Source organism: Halobacillus campisalis, from assembly GCF_030345335.1.
In the GTDB taxonomy this organism is placed as follows: domain Bacteria; phylum Bacillota; class Bacilli; order Bacillales; family Halobacillaceae; genus Halobacillus_A; species Halobacillus_A campisalis.
In genome coordinates this window covers 40,819-65,073 of the sequence record NZ_JAPVRC010000013.1, presented here as the reverse complement: position 1 = coordinate 65,073, position 24,255 = coordinate 40,819, and the positions used below count along the sequence as shown (strand labels likewise).

Here is a 24,255-nt window from a genome sequence, read left to right as displayed (position 1 = left end):
ATCAAACTCTCCATAAAAGTTAGTTTGACTTGCTCATTTGCACACCGAATGTGCTTGTTTTACTTCCTTCTTTAGTAGAAAGAAGACTTGACGTACTGGTTGGTTCGTTCAGTTTTCAAAGATCAAAAATTCATTTTGTCGTTTTGGCGACAAGAACTAATTTACCATGCATACTCATTTAAGTCAACAAGTTTTATGAAAAAAGTTCAAATCTTTTTGGCGAGTCATTTATTGGCTCGTCATTGCCTTAACTGACAACGTTTAATAATATAGCATAAAGTTTTAAGCGAACGCAATAACTTTTTGCTAATTTATTATTTTTTTCTTTTTCCCTCTGCTTACTTTCAATAAAAGCTGCCTCAAGAATAGTAAAAAGCCTGAGTGAACGTCAGGCTTTTTGAACATTAATTCGTTCGTTTTTTCTTTTTTGGCATGTATTGAAGACATTCTTCACCCGTTGCAAATCTTCTAAAAAGTTGAAATAAAACAGAATACCTTTCTTCCATAGCTTCTTTAATGGATGGATCAATTCTATGATCCCCCAGGTCGAGTGTGATTTCTTCCATTTCTCTCTTTAATAAATACTCAATTTCTTGATGTTCCTGCTTGGAAATCATAAGTCCAAACATTAATAACCCTCCCTCAAAAAACCAGCTTGTTTTTATTTTTACCCTTTTTTCTGGATTTATAGCATAGGTTGTCCATTTTTTCATAGGTATAAATTATAAGAGGGAGTAAAGGGGGCTGACTCGTGAGGATTTTCCAAAATAAATTAGAATTAATCAAACGATACGGTGTCATAGTCGTCATTGCATTATTTTGCGCAATATTAATGTGGATTGGGCAACAAAGCCAAATTGCTGTTTTTTCTAATAAAGGTGAGCCTCGTGCCTTATCCCAGGGAAGCGAAGACCAGCCGTTCGTCGCTCTCACTTTCAATATCAGCTGGGGCAACAGTAAGGTTCATGACATTATAAAGGTGCTTGAAGCACATGAAGCGAAAGCGACATTTTTTCTAAGTGGTGAATGGGCAGAGCGCCACCCCGATATTGTAAAAGAAATACACGATGGTAAACATGAGATTGCAATGATGGGATATTCTTATAACAGTTATATGGATTTAGAACCACAAGAAATAAAACAAGACATCCAAAAAGCACGTGAAGCTTTTGAAAAACTCAGTTTTGAAGATGTCGATTGGTTTCGCGCTCCTCACGGGCAATTTAACGGTGAAGTTTTAAAAGTAGTGGAAGAAGAGAATTTAGAAGCGATTCAATGGAGTGTAAATCCTCGTGATTGGGAGAATCCCGGGACCAACCAGATTATTGATGCAATATTAGAAGAAACAGATAAGGGTGACATCGTACTTATGCATGCCTCAGACTCCGTAAAGCAGACTGATAAAGCTTTAGAAGTAGTATTGCCTGGACTTAAACAAAAAGGTTTGGAGTTTTCAACCATCACCGAATTGGTAAATGGAAGCAAAGCAAAAATAACTCAAGTGGAATAAGAAAAAGAGCTGAAGGCCCAGCTCTTTTTCTTATTTCTCTGCTGTTAACCGATGAAGCAGCATGAGCTGATACGCATTACATACCACTAATGGAATAATCATCAGCCATACGTAGTCACTGGAAGCTGCTCTTAATGCCGGCACCCATTCTACAGAAGTAACGACGACCATGAAAAACAGCGCAGGGACAAATGCTTGCTTGTTTGTTTCCTTCGCTTTTAAGTAGGCGATCACAAGGGAGACGAGTAATAATCCAAGGGCAGTGAAAATATAAGGCCAAATTGAGCTATCTTCTGCTGCCTGGTAGCGAAAATAAATCAAATCAAATATTGTAAAAGCTATTAAGAAAAGTTGGATGGACGTCCAGCTTCCTTTAAAAATCCCTCGTCCAAACTGGTGGATCGTCAAATACGCAAAGAAGCCCATTTGACTGATTACGCTGAAAATAAAACCTAAACCTGAGAAAAATAACAACAGCCCAAGCAGTTCAAACATCTGGAAAGGCTGAAAAACTTCGGCATATGAATCACTCTTAATAATAAAACTGGATAACAATGTTAAAACGCCGCCAATGACGAGCGTCGTTAAAAATAATCGCACCCATTTTCGACTATTCACGGACTTTTCCCCCTAATTGCTTAACAGTTCCCTATCGTATTTTATCACGAACCCTTCATTTTTTGTTCATGGTCGCATAATTTTTTCTCCGAAGCACATATTAAACGTAAGGGAAAACAAAGGAAAGGGGACAATTATCATGTCCAAATTTCGATGGATCTGCCCCATCATACTCGTTGTTTTCCTGGCAGCATGTAACGGCAGTTCAGGTGCCAGCGAGCAAGCAGATTACGATACCTCTAAAAAAATGATGGTTGATATATTAAAGACTGACGAAGGGCAGCAGGCTCTGATCGAAGTTTTATCTGATGAAAAGATGAAACAGGAATTGGCACTTGAATCTGAAGAAGTGTCGACCGCTGTTAATGAAACTCTTTTATCAGAAGAAGGTAAAGACTTTTGGAGCAAGCTTTTTTCTGACCCTTCCTTCGTTCCGGAGTTCAGTAAAGTCGTTCAAGAGGAACAGAAAGACTTAATGAAAGGCTTGATGAAGGATTCTGAATATCAGTCCTCTCTCATTGAAATTTATCAAAACCCTGAGATGATGGAAAAAATGCTTGAAGTCATGCAAGGCCAGAAGTTTCGGGCTCATTTGGAGAAAACAATCGAAGAAACATTAAACAACCCTGTTTTCCAAGCTAAAATGAGTGAAACGCTCTTGAGAGCTGCTGAAGAAATGCAAAGCAGCGGCGGTGGGTCTGAGAGTGAAAGTGGAGACCAGCAGCAGTCGAATGAAGAAAGCGGAAGCCAGGAAGGAACAAAAGGTTCCTCATCATAATAAAAACACGCAGCCACCTACCGACTGCGTGTTTTTCATTTAATTGGCTCTGTTAAATTCTCGTGTTGACCTTCATATAAGCTCCCATTTCTTGAATATTCAATTTCGAAACTTTTGCATGCGGAGACAACGGACGGGAAAACGGATCGCTTTCCGTGGGCATGTGATGAGCTGTCTCAGCATGAAAATCAACAATGACGTTTAACATAGCTATTTAATTAGAAAATTTATCAATGACTTTTGCAGCCATATTACGATATACGACTCCAATCGGGTGGTCTTCCTGGTAAACAGACGGTGCGAACACATCTTCATCTTCATATGGCTGTTGAAGCGGAATGTGTCCAAGGACATCTGTCTTCAGTTCTTCAGCTAGTTTCACACCGCCACCGCGGCCGAAAACGAATTCCTTGTTCCCTGTTTCTTTACTTTCAAAGTAAGCCATGTTCTCAACGATTCCAAGGATATCATGCTCCATTTTAATAGCCATTTGCCCGGCACGTGCAGCAACAAAGGCTGCTGTCGGATGAGGGGTTGTAACAATGATTTCCTTGGAGGATGGCAGCAGAGAATGTACGTCCATTGCAATATCTCCTGTACCTGGTGGTAAGTCGAGAAGCAAGTAGTCAAGATCGCCCCACTCTACTTCTTTAAAGAAGCTAGTCAACATCTTACCAAGCATAGGTCCACGCCATACAATCGGGGAGTTATCCTCTACAAAGAATCCCATAGAGACTAGTTTCACACCGAAGCGTTCTACAGGAATTATCTTTTCACCGCGTACGACCGGGCGCTCTTCAACCCCCATCATATCGGGTACACTAAAGCCGTAAATATCAGCGTCTATAATTCCTACCTTTTTCCCTAAACGAGTAAGAGCGACAGCAAGGTTAACAGTGACAGTAGATTTTCCTACGCCTCCCTTACCACTTGCTATAGAGATAAACTTCGTTCCTGTCTGTCCGCCTAGTAAAGTAGCTTCCTGCTCTTCCTCAGCAGCCGGCTGGAATTTCTGGATCACATCGTCTGGCAGTTGATCAAAGCGAAGTCCGACTGTTGCCGCTCCACCGCTCTTCAGCTCGTTGACGATTTTTTGCTGAAGGTCCATTTGTTCAGCTGTATTGGTTTTAGCAATTAAAATCTTTACACTCACATGATTTTTTTCTTCTTTTATCTTAATTTCCTGAATTCCACCAGTTTCTTCTAACGTTTTATGTAAAAACGGATCCTCGATGGAATGAAGGATTTCTAATACTTTTTCTTGTGTAAGCACGTACTTCACCTTCCTTAGAAATGTTTCACCAGTGCCAGTATAACATACATGAAACGCTTTCTAAGTGATTTGCATTTTGTCGTTCATTTATTCCTCTGTGACAAATCTTAAGACCCCCCTGTAAATCGAGGCAGATACTTTTCTTTGGTAGTTCTCTTCTTCTAACAAAGCCCGTTCTTCGGGATTTGACAAAAACCCTGCCTCCACTAAAATACCAGGCGGTTCTCCATTACTTAATATATAAATGTTCCTTAGTCCGAGCGGCTCCCTTGTGGTATTTTCTAAGTTATCCTGCATTTCTTTTTGAACGTATTTCGCCAGCTTCTCACTATCCTCTTTATTCGGGTTGAAAAATGTTTGAGCCCCTCTCCAGCTTGAAGAAGTGCTGGCATTCAAATGCATACTAATATAAAGGTCCGCGTCGGATTTATTTATAATATCAATTCGTTTTCGAATATCTTCGGATTTACGAGCAGATAAGCTCCCTCGTTTTGTAGATATAGGCGCTTCTGATAAATCTCGGTCATCTTCTCTCGTTAAATAAACTATGGCTCCCGCTTCCTGCAAGTAATCCCTTAAGTAATTGGAAAGATTCAAGGTAATTCCTTTTTCTTCTGTACCATTGGCGCCGCTCGCTCCTGCATCAGGTCCTCCATGACCAGGATCGATGATGATCACTTTTCCGAATAGTGGTGACGACCATGCTTGCCACGTATCTTTTACTTCTTCTACAGGTATAGACACAAGACCTACACATGTTAAAACCATTGCAAACCAGACCATCGTTTTTAATCGACGCCCCATCCGACTCCACTCCCTTACCCTTGTAGCACAATATATGGGACAAGGCTTAAAAATATGTGTGAAAGGTGATTGCACCAGCAGGAAAATGTATCGATTGGACTAGATATCCTGCGTTGAATTTTTAATTTTCTAAAATCTTTGCTACTTAAGTGGTATAGACATCTATATAATTGTTACTTAACATAGGTAGTGTATAGAACATTTAAATTTATAAAGGAGGAATATATGAAAAAGAAAACTACATTCGTCACTCTTACCGCGCTGCTATTCTCATCGATTTATTTTTCCACTCTGGATGAAAGGAGTGTAAAAGCAAGCGAATGGAATCAGCCAAGTATCGAGACGCATCACAACAAAAAAACTAAGGAAAAGCCGCATCCTGTGTTTTCTTGGAGTGATCCGGGGCCATCCGCCCCCATCATTCACCCCGGATCCGCGAAAGGAGCAGGACTTATGAAGGAGCCTTTAAAAGAAATTGATTCAGTCATTGAATCGAAAATAACCGAAGGAGCGATGCCTGGCGCTGTGACACTCGTCGCTCGTAAAGGACATATTGCTCAGCACGAAGCCTATGGTCACTCACTGCTTTACAAGGATGATAATGGAACAAAAGCTGAACAGCCTATTCAAATGCAGAAAGATACTATTTTTGATGTCGCATCAATCAGCAAAGTATTTACGTCTACAGCCGCTATGAAATTATATGAAGAGGGACATTTTGAACTAAATGATCCCGTGGCTAAACATATCCCCGAATTTGCTCAAAACGGAAAAGAAGATGTCACGATTGAACAATTAATGACTCACACTTCAGGATTCACCGCCTGGGTACCACTATATGCAGAAGGAGAAAGTCGTGAAGATCGTTTGCAATACGTTTTTGAACATCCGCTCGCTAACCCACCAGGAACTACATACACGTACAGTGATCTCAACATGATTACGCTCGCCTCCATTATTGAACGCATCACCGGTCAACGGCTCGATGAGTTTGTGAAAAAACATATCACTACCCCACTGAACATGAAAGATACAATGTACGACCCAACCCCTGAACTTAAAAAAAGAATTGCAGCCACCGAAGATCAAACTCCCCTCAACAGAGGTTTAGTATGGGGTGAAGTCCATGATGAAAACGCCTGGTCTCTCGATGGTGTCGGTGGTCACGCCGGCGTCTTCTCAACCGCAGAAGACCTCGCTAAGCTTGGACACATGTATCTAAACGAAGGAAGCTACGGTGGGAAACGCATTCTGGAGCCGGAAACTGTGGCTCTTTTAACTGAAAATCAAATCCCCGAGTTTCCCGGCAATGAACATGGTCTTGGCTGGGAACTGTCTCAAGGATGGTATATGGACGCCTTAACGGAAGCCTCCACGATGGGCCACACTGGTTTCACCGGGACGTCGATTGTTATTAATCCTGATAATCATACCATCGCCATTTTATTGACCAATCGTGTTCACCCGACAAGAGAAACAGTCTCTACAAACCCGACACGGAAATTGTTCGCCAGACAAGTGGCTGATTCGATTCCTGTCGATATGCCAGCGAAAGATGGAGCCTGGTTCTCCGGTTATGGAGATAACCTGAATAGAACGTTAACAGCTAAAATAGATAACAAAGAAGCAGCCACTTTGACCTTTGACACATGGTTCAGAATCGAGCAAGACTACGATTTCGGACTTGTAGAAATATCCGAGGATGGCGATACCTGGACGGAAGTTTCCCAGCCGCTCACCGGAAGCAGTGTAGCCTGGAAAACCCAATCCATATCCCTTCCTGCGGATGCTGAATATGTCCGCTTCCGCTATCAAACCGATGGAAGTACGAATGGCAGAGGCTGGTACGTCACAAACTTGAATATATATCCATCAGCTTCTTTAAAAATTATTGAAAATGATTGGGAAAAGAGATCTTATTAATATAAAGGGAGTTGAAAAGCTAAATGAAGCGATTAAGAAATCGATACGGTATGACGGCCATCATTGCCGCTCTTGTCATTAGTCCCCTAACCCCGCAGACAGCTTCAGCCAATAGCGAGAAGGAGCCGGACGATCTCGTATTACTTGAGAATGTACCTCAAGTGGAGGCCGAATTTGAGAACGATGAGCTCGACCTCACTGCTCTCAACTTGTATGAAGATGGACATTTTACAGAAGCAGATAAAGACCTTAGCTGGTCCTCCTCCAACAAAAATGTCGCTTCAGTAGATGAAGAAGGAACCGTCACCCTTACAGGGAAAAACGGCCGCACCTTCATTTCTGTCTCCGATGGAACGAATAAAGATCGTATTGCCGTAGATCACAAACCTGTGAAAGGTGAAAAAAGGAAACCGAATTTTGAAGGAAAACTTGTAAAACAAAAAGGAGACCACTATCAAGTCGTTGACCATGCAATTGAAGGAATGTCTGTTGAAGAAAAAGTCGGTCAGATGCTCATGCCTGATTTTAGAAACTGGGACGGTGAAAATGTAACAGAGATGCTGCCTGAAATTGAGCAGACAGTAAAGGATTATCACCTCGGTGGTGTCATTCTTTTCCGTGAAAATGTTGTCACCACTGCTCAAACGGCTGAATTAGTCGCTGACTATCAAGAAGCTTCTGAAAAATATGGTCTATTAATGACGATTGACCAGGAAGGCGGCATAGTCACCCGGCTTCAATCCGGCACCGATATGCCCGGTAATATGGCGCTAGGTGCCACACGCTCTACAGACATTACCGAAGATGTAGGACAGGCCATTGGATCTGAACTTGAATCACTCGGAATTAATATGAACCTGGCTCCTGTACTGGACGTGAATAATAACCCGGATAACCCCGTTATTGGTACACGTTCGTTTGGGGAAGACCCTGATCTAGTCGCTGATTTAGGAATCGCTTATACGAAAGGATTACAAAGCACAGGCGTAGCTGCTACAGCGAAGCACTTTCCAGGCCACGGAGATACAGCTGTAGACTCTCACCTCGGCCTGCCTGAAGTACCACACGATAAGGAGCGATTATTGGACGTCGAACTACACCCTTTCCAGCAAGCCATGGAAGCGGATATTGACGCCATCATGACCGCTCACGTCACGTTTCCTAAAATCGATGATACTAAAGTAACTTCCCAAAAAGACGGAACAGAGATTTCCCTGCCAGCCACACTCTCTCCTAAAGTACTGACAGGGTTGATGCGTGAGGAAATGGGATATGAAGGGCTGATCATTACGGATGCATTGAATATGAAGGCTATCGCTGATCACTTTGGATCCGTAGATGCCGTGATCCGAAGCGTGAAAGCCGGTACAGATATCGTACTGATGCCGGTCGGCCTTGAAGAAGTGGCCGAAGGACTATTAGAAGCTGTGGAAACCGAAGAAATCAGTGAAGAACGGATTGAAGATTCGGTCGAAAGAATATTGACTCTGAAGTTGAAGCGCGGAATCATTAAAGCAGAATCCGCTCCGGACATGGACGAGATTATTGCGAATGCAGAAGAAACGGTCGGATCTGACGCGCATAAAGCTGTAGAAACAGAAGCGTCCAATCAATCCATTACACTTGTGAAAAATGATGACGTTTTACCTTTAAATGCGGACGCGAATGAAAAAGTGGTCGTTGTTGGGAACACATTTATCGACAGCTTGTACGAGTCGATCACCTCTCAACATGAAAATACTGAGCTGGTAAAAGCTACAGGCCCTTTAAATGATGAGCAGCTGGCTCAATTGGATGACGCCGACAAAATCATTGTAGGAACCTACACTTTCAATGTAGCCGGCCGTGCGGACAGCCACCCGCAGATGCAGCTCGTTCATCAACTCGTAGATGAAGTCGATACTCCTGTAATAGGCGTAGGTATCCGTAATCCTTACGATGTTATGGCCTTCCCTGAGGTTGATGGATATTTAGCTCAATACGGGTTTAATGAATCAAGCTTTGATGCAACAGCAGCTGCACTGTTTGGAGAAATCAATCCTTCCGGCGCACTCCCTGTTACGATACCAGGTGAAAATGGAGAACCTCTTTATGAATTTGGCCATGGATTGAGTTATGAATAAAGAAGGGGCCCTCCCCCTTCTCCTACTACTTAAAAAGGAGTCGATCACTTGAAAAAACCATTGATCGGAATTCTCATGCTCGTGCTCATTCTTTCCACTTTTACGGTCGTTTTTGCAGAGAAAGGCGGAAACAATGGGAAGCAAAAGGGTAAACATAAACAATTTCAGCTGGGTGTAGAAGTTTTGCTTGATGATAAGAAAGAATTGATCGAAGGTAAGAACGTAGGCTTAATCACCAACCCTACAGGTGTTGATAAAGACCTTAACAGCATTGTCGACATTTTGGATGAAGATCCAGACGTAGATCTGACCGCTCTTTACGGACCTGAGCATGGCGTACGAGGCAGCGCCCAAGCCGGAGAATATGTAGAGTATTATATCGATGAACAAACTGACCTGCCTGTTTACAGCTTATACGGAGAAACTCGTAAACCTACTCCAGAAATGTTAGAAGATGTTGATGTCCTGCTTTTTGATATTCAGGATGTCGGTACCCGTTTCTATACTTATATCTACACGATGGCTTACGCAATGGAAGCTGCAGAAGAGAATGATATTCCATTCATCGTACTGGATCGTCCAAACCCTTTAAGCGGTGACAAAGTAGAAGGCCCTGTGTTAGAAGAAGAATATAAATCTTTCGTTGGAAATTATGAAATCCCGCTTCGCCATGGCATGACAGTTGGGGAACTCGCAAAACTTTTCAATGAGGAATTTGAAATTGGTGCCGATTTAACCGTTGTCGAAATGAATAAGTGGAAGCGTGACATGTACTATGACGATACACCTCTTGATTTCGTCGCTCCATCGCCGAACATGCCGACGACAGAAACAGCCCTTGTGTATCCCGGTGCTGCATTGATTGAAGGAACCAACGTATCAGAGGGCCGAGGAACAACTCAGCCGTTTGAGTTGATTGGAGCTCCCTTCATTAACAGTACAGAACTGGCTGCTGAACTGAACAACCTGCAGCTGCCAGGCGTCACTTTCCGTGCCGCCTCCTTCACCCCAAGCTTTTCCAAGCATCAGGGTCAATTAAGCAACGGTGTAGAAATACATGTCACACATAAAGAATCCTATCAGCCTGTGGAAACGGGACTGCATCTCGTAAAAACCATTCACGACATGTATCCAGAGGATTTCGAATTCCGCGCTGAAAATGCAGCCGGTATTTCCTTTTTCGATAACTTGATCGGAAACGGATGGGTTCGTGAAGCTATTGAAAACGGGGAATCCGTAGAAGACATGCAAGCTGAATGGGAAGATGAATTGAAAGAATTTGAGAAGGTTCGTAAACAATACTTGCTTTATAAGTAAATTTGAATCCCCCGGGCTCTCATCCAGCCCGGGGGATTTTTCAAGCCGCGCCAGAGCTTATCGATAGTTTACAAAACTGCCAGCATAAAAAAAGCTCTCTTCCCGATGAAAGGAAAAGAGCTTCTCTTGATAAAAAATATTAACGCTTGGAGAACTGTGGAGCACGACGAGCACCTTTAAGACCGTATTTCTTACGCTCTTTCATACGTGCGTCACGCGTTAGAAGTCCTGCGCGCTTAAGTGGTGTACGGTATTCTGGGTCTGCTTGAAGCAGAGCACGAGCGATTCCGTGACGGATCGCACCAGCTTGACCAGTGAAACCTCCACCATCAACATTAACATACACATCATAGTTTCCTTCAGTCTCTGTAACAGCTAAAGGCTGCTTCAGAATCATACGAAGAGTTTCGTATGGGAAAAAGTCTTCAGCGTCACGCTTATTTACTACTACACGACCAGTTCCTGGAACTAGACGTACACGAGCTGTTGACTTTTTACGACGTCCAGTACCGGAGTATTGTACTTGTGCCACTCGATTACCTCCCTTTTATTATCCGCGAAGTTCGTAAACTTCTGGTTGTTGTGCTTCATGCTTATGCTCAGATCCAGCGTATACATGAAGTTTCTTGCCCATTTTGCGTCCTAGGCTTCCTTTAGGCAGCATACCTTTAACAGCAAGTTCTAGCATTTGCTCAGGGTATTTTGTACGCATTTCGTTAGCTGTACGAGATTTCAAACCACCTGGGTGATTTGAGTGACGGTAATAAATCTTATCATTGATTTTGTTACCTGTTAGTTCGATTTCTCCAGCATTGATGATGATGACATGGTCACCTGTATCAACATGCGGAGTATACGTTGGTTTATTTTTACCGCGAAGGATCGCAGCAACTTCGCTTGCCAAACGGCCTAGTGTCTGCCCTGCAGCATCCACGACGAACCATTTGCGTTCCACGTTGTTTTCATTTGCCATGAAAGTTGTGCGCATATTGGTTTCCCTCCTGAATTGTTAGTTTCACAAAGCTTCAATTATTATTTATCTCAAATACGATTAGTTTCCGGGGCTAACCGTGGTATAGAAATAAAATGCCATAGAATATAATATAACACTCCTGTCCCCAATGTCAAGAGCCTAAACGCAAGGAAACGTTGTTTTTTTAAAAAGAAATGCGAAGAAAGGCGTTTAAGCCTGAAACGCATAAGCAAGATGCCGCAATCGGGTGGCCTTTCCCGATGGAGGTAGATTGCTTATGTCGCGAAGGCTTGCCTTTCGCAGCTGGACATCAGAAATGCGGAAGTGGCCGGGTAGACACGCCACGCATAAACAAAATTCCGTAATCAGACGATCTTTCCAAATAAAAACGAGTGCACTTGCAGCACCCCTCAGTAATCAACTTGCCACAAAAACAACCCATGAGGGGGCGCCGTTTTTCCAGCCGCTTTCCGTTCACGGGCTTCAAACACAGCCTGCAATTCCTCAGGGTTGCGTTCACCCCGCCCTACCTCTAGCAGAGTTCCTACCAGGATACGAACCATATTGTATAAAAAGCCGCTTCCTTTAAAAATAAATACCAGCTCGGCTCCCTCCTGCTCAATTGAAGCTCGGTGGATCGTTCTCACTTTGCTTCCTTTCAAATCAGTCCGGGACGAACAGAAGGAAGTAAAATCATGTTCTCCTTCAATCAGCCGACACGCTTTTTTCATTGCCTCTACATTTAGCGGAAATTTTATGTGTGTCGTATAGTGTCTTTTGAAGATATCTGGCTCTCGGCTGTTCCAAACGAAATATCGATACTCTTTTCCGATTGTGTCATAACGGGCGTGGAAGTCAGCCGCAGCTTCCTCTGCTTCAGCGATATGGATGTCTTGAGGAAGCATAGAATCCAGCGCTCTTTTCCAGTTGTGTGGAGGGATAGATAGATTCGTATCAAAATGGATGATCTGCCCTCTTGCGTGGACGCCGGAGTCTGTCCGCCCAGAGGCTGTCACTTTCACCTTTTCGCCTTTATGCATCTTGGCCAGTGCTTTTTCTAATTCAGCTTGGACCGTATTGCCGTTAGGCTGAATCTGATATCCCGCATACTGTGTCCCATCGTATTCCACTCTGCATTTTAATCTCATATCTTAATCCTCCAGCTAATTCCTAGTTAAGAATAATCCAGCCATTAATAGAATAAACAATCCGTACACTACATAATCCTTCCATCCAATGTGCAGCTCTCTCAACTTCGTACGTCCTTCACCGCCTTTATACCCCCTTGCTTCCATGGCCATAGCGAGCTCCTCAGCTCTTTTGAACGCGCTGACAAACAAAGGTACCAAAAGAGGGATAACCGCCTTTATACGGTCTTTAAATGAGCCTGTGCGGAAGTCCACACCTCTGGACGCTTGAGCTTTAGAGATTTTTTCCGTTTCCTGCATCAAAGTCGGTATAAATCGAAGCGAGATCGACATCATAAGAGCCAGTTCATGTGCTGGAAAACGGAACCTCTTAAAGGGCCCGAGCAGCTGCTCGATCGCATCTGTGATCTCTATGGGCGTGGTCGTCAAAGTCAACAGTGAAGTGACCATGATCAGCAGGAAAAAGCGCAGGGAAATCGTAGACCCCTGGATAAGCGCCTCCCGATAAAGCTCCCACCCGAAGACTGTGGCGATTACTTCTCCCTCCCTTGTTACAAATAAATGAAGAAGAAATGTAAAGGCGATAAGGAACCAAACAGGTTTCAACCCTTTTAATATATAACGCACGCGTATTTTAGTAGCAAAAGCGCTTCCTACGGCAAATAAAGTGAGCAGTCCATAGCTCATAACGGAATTAGCAAAAAATACGATCACAACAAAGAAAAAGATAATAGCGATTTTCGTCCGCGGATCAAGCTTATGAATAAAGGAACCCGCCGGGATATATTGGCCGATCATCATAGAACTACTCATGATCGCGGCCCCCTTTTACCACTTGAGCCAGTTCTTTTGCTAATTCAGCTATAGATTGACCTTGATAGGAGATTTTTTCATCCAGTGTTCTTTCCACTTCGCCGAGAAATTCGATAACCTCAGGAACATCTAACTGAACACTTTGCAGCGCTTCTTTTTCCTTAAAGATTTCAAGAGGCGCCCCTTCTTTATAAACTTCACCGTCTTTTAAAATAATCACATGGTCCGCATAATTCAGAGCGTCTTCCATACTGTGCGTCACCAGAACGGTAGTCAGTTGTTTTTGCTTATGCAGGCGAGCAAACATATCCATAATCTCTTTTTGGCCTCGAGGGTCCAGACCTGCGGTAGGTTCATCTAATACGAGTACATCAGGATCCATAGCTAACACTCCGGCAATCGCTACTCTGCGCATTTGCCCTCCACTTAAATCAAATGGAGACCGCTGCAGCATATCCTCTGATAAATGAACGGCAGAGATAGCTTCTTTCGTACGTTGTTTGATATCCTCTTCTCCTACTCCGAAATTCGAAGGACCGAAGGCAATATCTTTTTCTACCGTCTCTTCAAATAGTTGATGTTCAGGATATTGAAATACCACTCCCACCTTTTCACGAAGCTCTCTTAATTTCTTATTCTTTTTTCCTGCTTGAAGGTGGTAGGAACCTATGGACACCGCACCCTCTGTCGGCTGAACCAAGCCGTTCAAATGTTGAATCAACGTAGATTTACCAGAACCCGTATGTCCAATAACAGCAACAAAAGATCCTGACGAAAATTGAAAAGACAGGTCTTTTAAAGCGTGATGCTCAAAAGGACTATTAGGCTGATACGTATAGCTTACATGGTCGAACGTAATGTCCATAATTCCTCCAACAACTCCTGGTGATTAAGTGGCTCACGGGTAAGACTGATACCAGCAGCTTTCAATTCATCTGCTAGTTTTGTAATGAATGGAGTATCTAAGCCAATTTCCTGCAGCTGTTCCTGCTTCGAGAACACTTCTCTTGGACTCGCCTCAAGCCAAACTTCTCCTTCGTTCATAACCATTACCCGATCAGCCTGGGTAACTTCCAGCAAATCGTGTGTAATAGTGACCAAGCAAAGGTTTCTTTGTTCTTGTACTTCTAATACAGTTTTTAAGATTTCCTTCCTGCCTTTAGGATCGAGCATCGCCGTGGCTTCATCCAATATTATATACTTTGGTGAAACTGCTAGCACACTAGCAATAGCCACTCTTTGTTTCTGCCCGCCGGACAGCCGGTGCGGCTCCTGCTCTTCATACCCCTGCATGCCTACAGCAGCCAAACTGGTTTCGATCCGTTCGAGCATTAACTCACGGGGCATTCCATGGTTTTCCATGCCAAACGCTACATCATCTCTCACAGTAGTCCCTACGAATTGGTTATCAGGGTTCTGAAAGACCATTCCTACCTTTTCCCGGACATCCCAAATGGTTTCCCGGCTCACTTTCTGGCCATTCACATAGATTTCTCCCTCCTGGGGGAATAGCAGACCGTTCATGAGTTTCGCGATGGTAGACTTTCCAGAACCATTATGGCCAATAATAGCAACCCATTCATCTGCAGATATCGTAAAACTGACATTCTTCAACACCCAGGGCATATCCTCTTGATAACGAAAAGAAACATTTCTGAACTCTATCTTACTATTCTCCATAATGGGTCCTCCGCTCTCCATATTTCCTGGGAAATATATTTCACCATTTATTTATACTATACGACACATTTCCCAGGCAATTAATTTGAAGCAATAAAAAAAGGGCTGGAGTCAACCTCTGATGAGATTCCGTCCTGCCCTTTTAACCCATTTTAAATGGTGACATTAAACTAGTTCAATGATCGCCATTTTAGCTCCGTCACCTTTACGCTCGCCTAATTTAAGCACGCGAGTGTAACCACCTTGGCGTTCCTCATAGCGTGGTGCGATGTCAGAGAACAGCTTTTGAAGTGCTGTTTGATCTCCTTCTTCATTCGCATCTGCTTTGTAAAGGAACGACTCAGCTTGACGACGTGCATGAAGATCGCCGCGCTTGCCTAGTGTAATCATTTTTTCAACAACAGAACGAAGCTCTTTTGCTTTAGCTTCTGTAGTTTCAATACGTTCATGAATGATCAAATCTGTCGCTAAGTTGCGAAGAAGTGCCATACGTTGGTCTGTCGTACGTCCTAGCTTTCTAGCCATGAAATATCCCTCCCTTATAGGAATCTCTTAGATGTGATGATCAATTAGTCTTCTTTTCTTAAACCTAAACCGAGCTCGTCCAGCTTGTATTTCACTTCTTCTAGTGATTTACGACCTAGATTACGAACCTTCATCATATCGTCCTCTGATTTATTCGCAAGCTCTTGTACAGTGTTAATACCTGCACGCTTCAAGCAGTTATAAGAACGGACAGACAAATCAAGCTCTTCGATCGTCATCTCAAGAACTTTTTCTTTTTGGTCCTCTTCTTTTTCAACCATGATTTCAGCTTTTTGAGCTTCATCTGTCAGGCCTACGAAGATGTTGAGGTGCTCCATATAGATTTTAGCTCCAAGTGAGATCGCTTCTTCAGGACGAGTACTGCCATCAGTCCAAACGTCTAGAGTAAGCTTATCAAAGTTTGAAGTTTGTCCGATACGCGTGTTTTCTACTTGATACGTCACACGAGAAACAGGTGTGAAAATCGAATCAACTGGAATGACACCAATTGGTAAATCATCATGATTATTACCTTCAGCGGGACGGTATCCGCGACCGCGCTCAGCAGTAATACGCATACGAAGAGGTGTTTTACTATCCAGTGTCGCGATGTGAAGATCCGGGTTAAGCACTTCTACATCACTATCGTGCGTAATGTCTGCTGCAGTAACCTTACCTTCTGTTTGCACATCAATCTCTAAAGTCTTTTCTTCATCAGAATAAATCTTCAAAGCTAGTTTCTTTAGATTTAGTACAACGGTAGTTACATCTTCTACAACACCTTCAATTGTGGAGAATTCATGAAGAACTCCATCAATTTGAACAGACGTAACGGCTGCACCAGGTAGTGAGGATAGTAAAATACGACGTAAGGAGTTACCTAGTGTTGTACCATATCCACGCTCAAGCGGTTCAACGACGAATTTACCGAATGTGGAATCACTGCTGATCTCAACCGGTTCAATTTTTGGCTTTTCAATTTCGATCATTTAAACAAAACCCTCCTTCAAAACGTCGAAACCTCGGTTAGACATATGATCTAACCGAAATTCCTCAGGTAGGCAGTCTCTATTACAAGACAACTACTATATGACTGTCTATGGCGGTGCTATTTACAAGCTATCATACCCCATTATAGACAGGGTTACAAATTCTATACAGAATTATTATACGCGACGACGTTTTGGTGGACGGCAACCGTTGTGTGGTACTGGAGTCACGTCACGAATCGCAGTGATCTCTAGACCTACGGCTTGTAGTGAACGAATCGCTGCTTCACGACCAGCGCCAGGGCCTTTAACAGTAACTTCAATAGTTTTCATTCCGTTATCCATAGCGTCTTTCGCAGCGGCTTCAGAAGCCATTTGGGCAGCGAATGGAGTAGATTTACGGGATCCTTTGAAACCAAGTGATCCAGAACTGCTCCAAGTAATAACGTTCCCTTGTACGTCGGTGACCGTTACGATCGTATTGTTAAAAGTAGAGCGAATATGAGCTACTCCACTCTCTATATTCTTTTTCACGCGACGTTTACGACTACGAGTGTTTCCTTTACGTGCCATATAGATTAAACCTCCTTCTTATCTAATTATTTACGTTTGTTAGCCACAGTACGACGTGGGCCTTTACGTGTACGAGAGTTGTTTTTAGTTTTCTGTCCGCGAGCTGGAAGTCCGCGGCGGTGACGGATTCCACGGTAAGAACCGATTTCAATTAAACGTTTGATGTTTAATGAGTTCTCACGACGAAGGTCACCTTCGACGTTGTGGTTGTCTAGAGCTTTACGAATCTTACCTAATTCATCCTCGGTAAGATCACGAACGCGAGTGCTTTCAGAAACGCCAGCTTCTGCAAGAACATCGCTTGCCAATGACTTTCCAACACCATAAATATAAGTTAGAGATACGACTACTCGCTTATCACGAGGGATATCTACACCTGATATACGTGCCATTTGGTACGTGCACCTCCTTTTAGATTAACCTTGTTTTTGTTTGTGTTTAGGGTTTTCACAGATAACCATTACTTTACCTTTACGACGGATAACTTTGCATTTCTCACAAATTGGTTTTACAGAAGGCCTTACCTTCATCATCCATACCTCCTTTTATAACGGAGCAGTGTTTATTATTTATAACGGTACGTAATACGTCCTCTTGTCAGATCATACGGAGAAAGTTCCACCGTCACTTTGTCCCCAGGTAAGATCCGGATAAAGTGCATACGAATTTTACCGGAAACGTGGGCTAAAACGGTATGGCCGTTTTCAAGCTCTACTTTAAATTGTGCATTAGGCAGAGTTTCAACGACTGTTCCTTCCACCTCAATTACATCGTCTTTCGCCATCGAGTTGATCTCCCTTCTTCAAATCAGTCACTTCTTCATTGACATATTTTGCTACGGCAAAGCGAAGCTTGCCATTCGTGACGCGACCAGTTTCTAGAAGGCTGTTTTGGACTTCCGGAGAGACGAAATCCATAAGCTCTACGTGCTGCAGATTCTTTTTCTTTGGTCGATCATACTTACGTTTCTCTCCGTCAGCAAGCAGCAGGAAGCGGCCATCCAAAATATCGATGACTACAGCATACTGTCCCGCCTCACGTCCCTGTACAATACGAACAACTTGACCTATTCGTGGACTCGACTCAGATTCATTCAAACACGATCACCTTCACTTAGGTTGTAGTTAATACTTCGTAACCCTCTTCCGTAATCGCGATGGTGTGTTCAAAGTGCGCACACATTCTACCATCTTTTGTCACTACCGTCCAATGATCTGCCAGTGTCTTGACGTATCGAGATCCAGCATTGACCATCGGCTCTACAGCCAGCACCATTCCAGGTTTCAAGCGAGGTCCTTTGTTAGGCGGTCCATAATGAGGAATTTGAGGATCCTCATGCAGCTCCTGCCCGACTCCGTGACCTACATATTCGCGTACAATCGAAAAACCTTCAGCTTCGACAAAGCTTTGAATGGCGTGGGATATATTTGAAAGGCGGACACCCGGCTTTGCTTCATCAAGTCCTTTGAATAAACATTCTTCCGTAACTCTCAGCAAACTCGCAGTGTTCTCATCAACTGTGCCGACCGGATAAGTCCAAGCCGAGTCACCATGATAACCTTGGTATTTCGCACCAATATCGATACTAATGATATCTCCCTCGTTAAGCACCCGATCTCCCGGGATGCCATGAACGAGCTCTTCATTGACCGACGCACAAATACTACCACGGAATCCATTATAACCTTTAAATGAAGGGATTGCATCCATGCTGCGTATGAACTGATCAGCGATCCGATCTAATTCTCCTGTTGTAATACCTGGCCGGATGTTCTTCTTCATTTCCTGGTGCGTCAAGGCGACTATTCTGCCGGCTTCACGCATGATGTCTAACTCCCGTGGTGTTTTGCAAATAATCATTTAACAAGGCCTCCGAGCTTTTTATCAATATCTACGAAAACATCATCGATATTTCGGTCACCATCAAATGTGACTAAATATCCTTTGTCCTGGTAGAAGTCAAGAAGCGGTTGAGCTTGCTCTACATTAACTTCTAAACGTTTCTTAACGGTTTCAGGCTGATCGTCTTCACGCTGAATCAGTTCAGCTCCATCATGATCACATTTCCCTTCCTCTTTAGGAGGATTGAAGATCACATGATAGGTTGCTCCACAAGTTGGGCAAACTCTTCGTCCAGTTAGACGCTCGACAAGCTGCTCTTTTGGAACATCAATATGAAGAACATAATCGACTGATTCGTTCATATCTGCCAACAGATTTTCAAGGGCGTCTGCCTGGGCAATCGTACGCGGGAAGCCATCCAGCAAGAAGCCTTCTTGACAATCTGGTTTACTTAGACGCTCGCGAACAATCCCAATCGTTACTTCATCTGGAACTAATTCGCCTTTATCCATATATGATTTAGCTTCTTGACCAAGTGCTGTTCCTTCTTTGATAGCTAAACGGAACATATCTCCTGTTGAGATATGAGGGATGTTATATTTTTCGACAATCTTTTCTGCCTGAGTACCTTTGCCGGCACCAGGAAGACCCATCAGAATCAAATTCAACGTCTTCCCTCCGCTCTCTTATTCATTAGCTTTTTCACAATCTATTTAATAAAGCCTTTGTAATGGCGTTTCACTAACTGACTTTCCAGCTGCTTCATCATTTCAAGGGCAACCCCGACGACGATGAGCAAACCGGTTCCTCCTACTTGAACACTTGGCGGCAGACCTGCTACAGCACCAAGAATGATCGGCAGGATAGATACAGCTGCTAGGAAAATAGATCCTACAAACGTTAATCGGTACATCACACGAGTCAAATACGTTTCAGTATTCGCCCCAGGACGAATCCCAGGAATATACCCGCCTTGTTTTTTCAAGTTCTCTGCCATTTGTTCCGGGTTTACCTGAACAAATGTATAGAAGTAAGTGAATGCAATAATCAACGCTACATAGATGATCATTCCAGGCCAGTTCTGATAATCAAAAATATATTGAATAACAGAGGCTACTTCATTACCTTCAAAGAAACCGGCTACGGTTCTAGGAGCAATAATGAATGAAATTGCAAAGATTACCGGAATAACCCCTGCTGCATTAACCTTCAGCGGCAAGTGAGTAGAATGCCCACCTACTGGAGAACGGTTAACAAGTTTTTTCGCATACTGAATCGGGATTTTACGAAGGGCTTGCTGAATGAATATAACCCCAACAACAACCGCAACGATAACCAATGCAATAAGTGCGATAATCACTAAATTAATAAAAAGCTCATCTCCTGCGCCAGTAATATACTGATCATACAGTTGATTGGCTCCTGTCGGAATCGCAGCAACGATACCGGCAAAAATCAAAATGGAAATACCATTTCCAACACCGTGAGTCGTGATTTGCTCACCAAGCCACATCAAGAAAGCCGTACCTCCTGTCAATACAAGCGCAATGACAGCGAACTTTACAGGGCCTGGATCAGCGATAAGCTGACCGCCTGCTAACGCATTGAAGCCGATTGACATCCCAATAGCTTGTATGAAGGCAAGAACGATCGTTCCATAGCGGGTAAACTGAGCTAATTTCCGACGGCCAACTTCACCCTGCTTTTTCCATTCCGCAAACTTCGGTACTACATCCATCTGTAACAATTGCATGATAATGGAGGCTGTAATGTACGGCATAATTCCCATTGCGAAAATGGAGAAGTTCTGCAGCGCACCGCCTCCAAAAGTATTCAAGAAGCCAAATGCATTCTGTTCATCCATGAAGTCAATGGCATCTCGATCAGAGAAAGGTACAGGGATGAATGTTCCCAAGCGAAAAACAACGAGCATCAATAAAGTGAAGATGATTTTCCGTCGAATGTCACCCACGCGCATAAAATTGGAGATTGTCCGGAACATTAAATCACCTCAGTTTGACCGCCCGCTGCTTCGATAGCTTCTTTTGCTGAAGCAGAGAACTTATGAGCTTTCACAGTAAGTTTCTTTTCGACAGAACCTTTAGCTAGAACTTTAATGCCAGCTTTTTCTTTGCTGACTACGCCAGTTTCAAGCAGAAGCTCAGGAGTAACCTCAGTGCCCTCTTCAAAACGGTTAAGAGCATCTAGATTAACAATCGCAAATTCTTTACGGTGAATATTCGTAAATCCACGTTTAGGCAGACGTTGGAATAGTGGCATTTGACCACCTTCAAAACCTGGACGAGTCTTACTGCCAGATCGTTGTCCTTGACCTTTGTGGCCACGGCCTGAAGTCTTACCATTACCAGAAGACATTCCGCGTCCTACGCGGTTGCGTTCTTTGTTGGATCCAGCTGATGGTTTCAGTTCATGCAGTTTCATACGAGCACCTCCTTATTATTGATTCTTTACTTATACTTCTTTAATCGATACAAGGTGAGATACCTTTTCAGTCATACCTCGAATCGCCGGGTTATCTTCAACTACGACAGTTTGACGAATCTTGTTTAGACCTAGCGCTTTAACGGTTGAGCGCTGATCCTGTGGTCTGCCAATAACACTGCGCGTGAGGGTAACTTCTAACTTTTTAGCCATTTCATTTCCCTCCTTATCCTACAGTTCTTCTACAGACTTCCCACGAAGTCGAGCAACGTCTTCTGCGCGCTTAAGCTCACCAAGTCCTTTTAGTGTCGCACGCACCATGTTGATTGGTGTGTTTGAACCAAGTGACTTAGATAGGATGTCTTGAACACCTGCAAGCTCAAGGACTGCACGTACAGGACCACCTGCGATAACTCCGGTACCTTCTGCAGCTGGTTTCATAAGGATGCTGCCTGCACCAAACTGTCCTGTGATTTCGTGAGGAATCGTTGTATCTTTAATTGGTACTGTAATCAGATTCTTCTTCGCATCATCAATAGCCTTTTTAATAGCGTCTGGTACTTCTTGTGCTTTACCTGTACCAAATCCTACATGGCCGTTTTTATCTCCTACGACAACTAGTGCAGCAAAACGAAAGCGACGTCCACCTTTAACTACCTTTGCAACACGGTTGATCGTAACTACGCGTTCTTCAAGATCTAGTTTACTAGGGTCAATGTTTGTAGTTAGCATATATGTCCCTCCTTTAACGATTAAAATTCTAGACCGGCTTCGCGAGCCGCATCTGCTAGTGCTTTCACACGTCCATGATACAAGTAACCACCACGGTCGAACACAACTACTTTATAGCCATTCTCTTTCGCACGGTTAGCGACTAATTCACCGACTTTTTGTGCTGCTTCAACGTTACCTGTATTATCAAGATCGAAATCTTTATCTACAGTAGAAGCACTTGCCACAGTGTGTTGTGATTCATCATTAATTAATTGTGCATAGATGTGTTTGTTAGAACGATAAACGTTTAAACGCGGGCGTTCTGCTGTTCCGACTACGCTTGAGCGAACACGCGCATGACGTTTTTTACGAACAACATTCTTATCAGCCTTTGTGATCATCTGGGTCACTCCTTTCTATTCCTTACCTGAGAACCTTATTTAGCTGTCTTACCTTCTTTTCTGCGTACATGTTCGTTTTCAAAACGAATTCCTTTACCTTTGTAAGGCTCTGGAGGACGGATAGCACGGATTTTAGCTGCAACAGCACCGACTAACTCTTTGTCGATTCCTTTAACCGTAAGTTTTGTGTTTGAAGGGACATCGATTTCGATACCTTCGCGCTTTTCAACTTCTACAGGGTGAGAGTAACCAGCGTTGATGATTACATTCTCTCCTTGTTTCTGAGCACGGTACCCAACCCCGTTAATTTCAAGGTTTCTCTCGAATCCTTTGGATACTCCCTCAACCATATTACCGATCAGGCTGCGAGTAGTACCGTGAAGAGCACGATGTTCTTTGTGATCGCTTGGGCGAGCCACGGTAAGAACGTTATCTTCAACCTTCACTGTCATATCCTCATGGAACGTACGAGTTAATTCACCTTTTGGGCCTTTAACTGTAATTGTATGGTTATCCTGAATGATTTCAACACCTTCAGGAATTTCCAATGATTTTAATCCTACGCGAGACATTCACTTGCACCTCCTGTCTTTTCTGTTTCAATTACCAAACGTAAGCAAGTACTTCGCCACCGATGGCTTGTTCACGAGCTTCTTTATCTGTTAAAACACCTTTTGAAGTAGAAACAACGGCTACGCCTAAGCCATTAAGAACCTTTGGAATCTCTTCTGCTTTAGCATAAACACGTAGTCCTGGCTTACTGATACGCTTAAGGCCAGTAATTACACGCTCTTCATTTTGTCCGTATTTCAGGAAAATGCGAAGAACACCTTGTTTGTTATCTTCTACAAACTCGTAATCACGTACGAAACCTTCACGCTTTAGAATGTCAGCAATCTCTTTTTTCACTGTAGAAGCTGGAAGTTCAAGCTTCTCGTGACGAACCATATTCGCGTTACGAATACGCGTAAGCATATCTGCAATTGGATCTGTCATAGTCATAACTAATTTACCTCCTTCCCTATATCGGGTTTACCAGCTGGCTTTTTTAACACCAGGAATTTGTCCTTTGTGCGCAAGTTCACGGAAACAAATACGGCAAAGTTTGAATTTGCGTAGTACAGAGTGAGGACGTCCGCAACGTTCACAGCGAGTATATTCGCGAACTCCATACTTTTGTTTGCGCTGTTGCTTAGTAACCATAGATTTTTTAGCCACTATTTTCCCTCCTTATGGTTAGCTCATTACTTCTGAAACGGCATACCGAATTGAGCTAATAGTTCACGTGATTCTTCGTCAGTGTCAGCAGTTGTAACAATAACGATATCCATGCCACGTACTTTATCTACTTTGTCATAATTAATTTCTGGGAAAATCAACTGTTCTTTTACACCTAGAGTGTAGTTTCCACGACCGTCAAAAGCTTTCTTTGAGATTCCACGGAAGTCACGAACACGTGGTAAAGACACAGCAATCAGTTTTTGGAAGAATTCGTACATACGCTCTCCACGAAGTGTTACCTTCGCACCGATTGGCATACCTTCACGCAGGCGGAATCCCGCGATTGATTTCTTAGCTTTAGTGATCATAGGTTTTTGACCAGAGATCATTGATAGTTCTTCAACTGCTGAATCAAGTGCTTTCGCATTTTGTACAGCATCACCAACACCCATATTAATTACAATCTTTTCAACTTTAGGTGCTTGCATTACAGAATCGTATTCAAACTTGCTCATCATAGATGGCACAATTTCTTCTTGATATCTTTTCTTAAGTTCGTTCATCAAGTGGCCCTCCTTTCATCACTGG

The 24,255-nt window shown here is 43.2% G+C and carries 33 protein-coding genes; 5 read left to right on the top strand and 28 right to left on the bottom strand.

From position 1 onward, the window contains the following. Positions 1 to 404 precede the first annotated feature (404 nt). A complete protein-coding gene (locus O2Q26_RS18085) occupies positions 405 to 629 on the bottom strand; it encodes a hypothetical protein (protein ID WP_253937503.1) in 225 nt (74 codons plus the stop codon). Between the two features lie 122 nt (positions 630 to 751). On the opposite strand from O2Q26_RS18085, the gene pdaB reads away from it, so the two are divergent. Beyond that, complete coding sequence (pdaB, locus tag O2Q26_RS18080) at positions 752 to 1,510, top strand: polysaccharide deacetylase family sporulation protein PdaB (protein WP_289217185.1); 759 nt, start codon at positions 752 to 754, stop codon at positions 1,508 to 1,510. A gap of 30 nt (positions 1,511 to 1,540) precedes the next feature. Here the strand turns inward: pdaB and O2Q26_RS18075 are convergent, their stop codons facing one another. Beyond that, the gene (locus O2Q26_RS18075; RefSeq protein ID WP_289217184.1) at positions 1,541 to 2,128 is read right to left on the bottom strand and encodes a KinB-signaling pathway activation protein; all 588 of its coding nucleotides are present in this window, start codon (positions 2,126 to 2,128) and stop codon (positions 1,541 to 1,543) included. Positions 2,129 to 2,267: 139 nt separating this feature from the next. On the opposite strand from O2Q26_RS18075, the gene gerD reads away from it, so the two are divergent. Then, a complete protein-coding gene (gene gerD / locus O2Q26_RS18070; RefSeq protein WP_289217183.1) occupies positions 2,268 to 2,906 on the top strand; it encodes a spore germination lipoprotein GerD in 639 nt (212 codons plus the stop codon). Between the two features lie 214 nt (positions 2,907 to 3,120). On the opposite strand, the gene O2Q26_RS18065 is transcribed toward gerD, so the two are convergent. Further along, the gene (locus O2Q26_RS18065; RefSeq protein WP_253937507.1) at positions 3,121 to 4,179 is read right to left on the bottom strand and encodes an Mrp/NBP35 family ATP-binding protein; all 1,059 of its coding nucleotides are present in this window, start codon (positions 4,177 to 4,179) and stop codon (positions 3,121 to 3,123) included. An 87-nt stretch (positions 4,180 to 4,266) separates the two neighbouring features. After that, positions 4,267 to 4,983, bottom strand: coding sequence for an N-acetylmuramoyl-L-alanine amidase CwlD (cwlD, locus tag O2Q26_RS18060; protein ID WP_289217182.1), 717 nt, complete (start codon positions 4,981 to 4,983; stop codon positions 4,267 to 4,269). A gap of 225 nt (positions 4,984 to 5,208) precedes the next feature. Here cwlD and O2Q26_RS18055 point away from each other — a divergent pair, with 225 nt between their 5' ends. From O2Q26_RS18055 to O2Q26_RS18045, 3 genes are all read left to right on the top strand, one after another. Then, on the top strand, positions 5,209 to 6,906 hold the full coding sequence (locus O2Q26_RS18055; RefSeq protein ID WP_289217181.1) for a serine hydrolase domain-containing protein: 1,698 nt from the start codon (positions 5,209 to 5,211) through the stop codon (positions 6,904 to 6,906). A 23-nt stretch (positions 6,907 to 6,929) separates the two neighbouring features. Further along, positions 6,930 to 9,029, top strand: coding sequence for a glycoside hydrolase family 3 protein (locus tag O2Q26_RS18050; RefSeq protein ID WP_390216783.1), 2,100 nt, complete (start codon positions 6,930 to 6,932; stop codon positions 9,027 to 9,029). 75 nt (positions 9,030 to 9,104) lie between these two features. Next, positions 9,105 to 10,346, top strand: coding sequence for an exo-beta-N-acetylmuramidase NamZ family protein (locus O2Q26_RS18045; RefSeq protein ID WP_390216790.1), 1,242 nt, complete (start codon positions 9,105 to 9,107; stop codon positions 10,344 to 10,346). Between the two features lie 139 nt (positions 10,347 to 10,485). Here the strand turns inward: O2Q26_RS18045 and rpsI are convergent, their stop codons facing one another. The 24 genes from rpsI to rplE form a co-directional block, all read right to left on the bottom strand. Beyond that, positions 10,486 to 10,878 carry a 30S ribosomal protein S9 gene (gene rpsI, locus O2Q26_RS18040; RefSeq protein ID WP_163528039.1) on the bottom strand — a complete coding sequence of 131 codons (393 nt, stop codon included), beginning with the start codon at positions 10,876 to 10,878 and terminating at the stop codon, positions 10,486 to 10,488. An 18-nt stretch (positions 10,879 to 10,896) separates the two neighbouring features. Further along, positions 10,897 to 11,334 carry a 50S ribosomal protein L13 gene (rplM, locus tag O2Q26_RS18035; protein ID WP_253937125.1) on the bottom strand — a complete coding sequence of 146 codons (438 nt, stop codon included), beginning with the start codon at positions 11,332 to 11,334 and terminating at the stop codon, positions 10,897 to 10,899. Positions 11,335 to 11,729: 395 nt separating this feature from the next. After that, on the bottom strand, positions 11,730 to 12,467 hold the full coding sequence (truA, locus tag O2Q26_RS18030) for a tRNA pseudouridine(38-40) synthase TruA (RefSeq protein WP_289217179.1): 738 nt from the start codon (positions 12,465 to 12,467) through the stop codon (positions 11,730 to 11,732). Between the two features lie 15 nt (positions 12,468 to 12,482). Continuing rightward, entirely contained in the window at positions 12,483 to 13,280 is a 798-nt protein-coding gene (locus O2Q26_RS18025) for an energy-coupling factor transporter transmembrane component T family protein (protein WP_289217178.1), read from the bottom strand. Further along, a complete protein-coding gene (locus O2Q26_RS18020) occupies positions 13,273 to 14,145 on the bottom strand; it encodes an energy-coupling factor ABC transporter ATP-binding protein (RefSeq protein WP_289217177.1) in 873 nt (290 codons plus the stop codon). The genes O2Q26_RS18025 and O2Q26_RS18020 overlap by 8 nt, the downstream gene beginning before the upstream one ends. Continuing rightward, entirely contained in the window at positions 14,121 to 14,960 is an 840-nt protein-coding gene (locus O2Q26_RS18015) for an energy-coupling factor ABC transporter ATP-binding protein (RefSeq protein WP_289217176.1), read from the bottom strand. Before O2Q26_RS18015 ends, O2Q26_RS18020 begins: the two co-directional genes overlap by 25 nt. A gap of 165 nt (positions 14,961 to 15,125) precedes the next feature. Continuing rightward, positions 15,126 to 15,485: a 50S ribosomal protein L17 gene (gene rplQ, locus O2Q26_RS18010; protein WP_082235745.1), complete on the bottom strand. Its 360-nt coding sequence runs from the start codon at positions 15,483 to 15,485 to the stop codon at positions 15,126 to 15,128. Positions 15,486 to 15,529: 44 nt separating this feature from the next. Continuing rightward, a complete protein-coding gene (locus O2Q26_RS18005) occupies positions 15,530 to 16,474 on the bottom strand; it encodes a DNA-directed RNA polymerase subunit alpha (protein WP_253937130.1) in 945 nt (314 codons plus the stop codon). Between the two features lie 177 nt (positions 16,475 to 16,651). Continuing rightward, positions 16,652 to 17,047, bottom strand: a complete 396-nt coding sequence (gene rpsK, locus O2Q26_RS18000; protein ID WP_253937131.1) for a 30S ribosomal protein S11 — start codon at positions 17,045 to 17,047, stop codon at positions 16,652 to 16,654. Between the two features lie 26 nt (positions 17,048 to 17,073). Then, positions 17,074 to 17,439 carry a 30S ribosomal protein S13 gene (gene rpsM / locus O2Q26_RS17995; RefSeq protein ID WP_253937132.1) on the bottom strand — a complete coding sequence of 122 codons (366 nt, stop codon included), beginning with the start codon at positions 17,437 to 17,439 and terminating at the stop codon, positions 17,074 to 17,076. A 24-nt stretch (positions 17,440 to 17,463) separates the two neighbouring features. Next, positions 17,464 to 17,577, bottom strand: coding sequence for a 50S ribosomal protein L36 (gene rpmJ, locus O2Q26_RS17990; RefSeq protein WP_003156543.1), 114 nt, complete (start codon positions 17,575 to 17,577; stop codon positions 17,464 to 17,466). Between the two features lie 35 nt (positions 17,578 to 17,612). Next, complete coding sequence (infA, locus tag O2Q26_RS17985; RefSeq protein ID WP_101846995.1) at positions 17,613 to 17,831, bottom strand: translation initiation factor IF-1; 219 nt, start codon at positions 17,829 to 17,831, stop codon at positions 17,613 to 17,615. Next, positions 17,809 to 18,144: a KOW domain-containing RNA-binding protein gene (locus tag O2Q26_RS17980; RefSeq protein ID WP_253937133.1), complete on the bottom strand. Its 336-nt coding sequence runs from the start codon at positions 18,142 to 18,144 to the stop codon at positions 17,809 to 17,811. Before O2Q26_RS17980 ends, infA begins: the two co-directional genes overlap by 23 nt. Before the next feature lie 16 nt (positions 18,145 to 18,160). After that, on the bottom strand, positions 18,161 to 18,907 hold the full coding sequence (gene map / locus O2Q26_RS17975; protein WP_289217175.1) for a type I methionyl aminopeptidase: 747 nt from the start codon (positions 18,905 to 18,907) through the stop codon (positions 18,161 to 18,163). Beyond that, positions 18,904 to 19,557 (bottom strand): adenylate kinase, encoded by a 654-nt coding sequence (locus O2Q26_RS17970; RefSeq protein ID WP_253937135.1) that lies wholly within the window; start codon positions 19,555 to 19,557, stop codon positions 18,904 to 18,906. Before O2Q26_RS17970 ends, map begins: the two co-directional genes overlap by 4 nt. Before the next feature lie 41 nt (positions 19,558 to 19,598). Next, the gene (gene secY / locus O2Q26_RS17965) at positions 19,599 to 20,891 is read right to left on the bottom strand and encodes a preprotein translocase subunit SecY (protein ID WP_253937136.1); all 1,293 of its coding nucleotides are present in this window, start codon (positions 20,889 to 20,891) and stop codon (positions 19,599 to 19,601) included. Beyond that, positions 20,891 to 21,331: a 50S ribosomal protein L15 gene (rplO, locus tag O2Q26_RS17960; protein WP_253937137.1), complete on the bottom strand. Its 441-nt coding sequence runs from the start codon at positions 21,329 to 21,331 to the stop codon at positions 20,891 to 20,893. Before rplO ends, secY begins: the two co-directional genes overlap by 1 nt. A gap of 30 nt (positions 21,332 to 21,361) precedes the next feature. Continuing rightward, on the bottom strand, positions 21,362 to 21,544 hold the full coding sequence (gene rpmD, locus O2Q26_RS17955; protein ID WP_253937140.1) for a 50S ribosomal protein L30: 183 nt from the start codon (positions 21,542 to 21,544) through the stop codon (positions 21,362 to 21,364). 18 nt (positions 21,545 to 21,562) lie between these two features. After that, positions 21,563 to 22,063, bottom strand: coding sequence for a 30S ribosomal protein S5 (gene rpsE / locus O2Q26_RS17950; protein WP_253937141.1), 501 nt, complete (start codon positions 22,061 to 22,063; stop codon positions 21,563 to 21,565). 20 nt (positions 22,064 to 22,083) lie between these two features. Next, positions 22,084 to 22,446, bottom strand: a complete 363-nt coding sequence (rplR, locus tag O2Q26_RS17945) for a 50S ribosomal protein L18 (RefSeq protein ID WP_253937142.1) — start codon at positions 22,444 to 22,446, stop codon at positions 22,084 to 22,086. Positions 22,447 to 22,481: 35 nt separating this feature from the next. Beyond that, complete coding sequence (gene rplF, locus O2Q26_RS17940; protein WP_289217174.1) at positions 22,482 to 23,018, bottom strand: 50S ribosomal protein L6; 537 nt, start codon at positions 23,016 to 23,018, stop codon at positions 22,482 to 22,484. Positions 23,019 to 23,049: 31 nt separating this feature from the next. After that, positions 23,050 to 23,448, bottom strand: coding sequence for a 30S ribosomal protein S8 (gene rpsH / locus O2Q26_RS17935; RefSeq protein WP_253937144.1), 399 nt, complete (start codon positions 23,446 to 23,448; stop codon positions 23,050 to 23,052). Between the two features lie 30 nt (positions 23,449 to 23,478). Further along, positions 23,479 to 23,664 (bottom strand): type Z 30S ribosomal protein S14, encoded by a 186-nt coding sequence (locus tag O2Q26_RS17930; RefSeq protein ID WP_253937145.1) that lies wholly within the window; start codon positions 23,662 to 23,664, stop codon positions 23,479 to 23,481. Positions 23,665 to 23,690: 26 nt separating this feature from the next. Beyond that, a complete protein-coding gene (rplE, locus tag O2Q26_RS17925) occupies positions 23,691 to 24,230 on the bottom strand; it encodes a 50S ribosomal protein L5 (protein ID WP_289217173.1) in 540 nt (179 codons plus the stop codon). Positions 24,231 to 24,255: the final 25 nt, after the last annotated feature.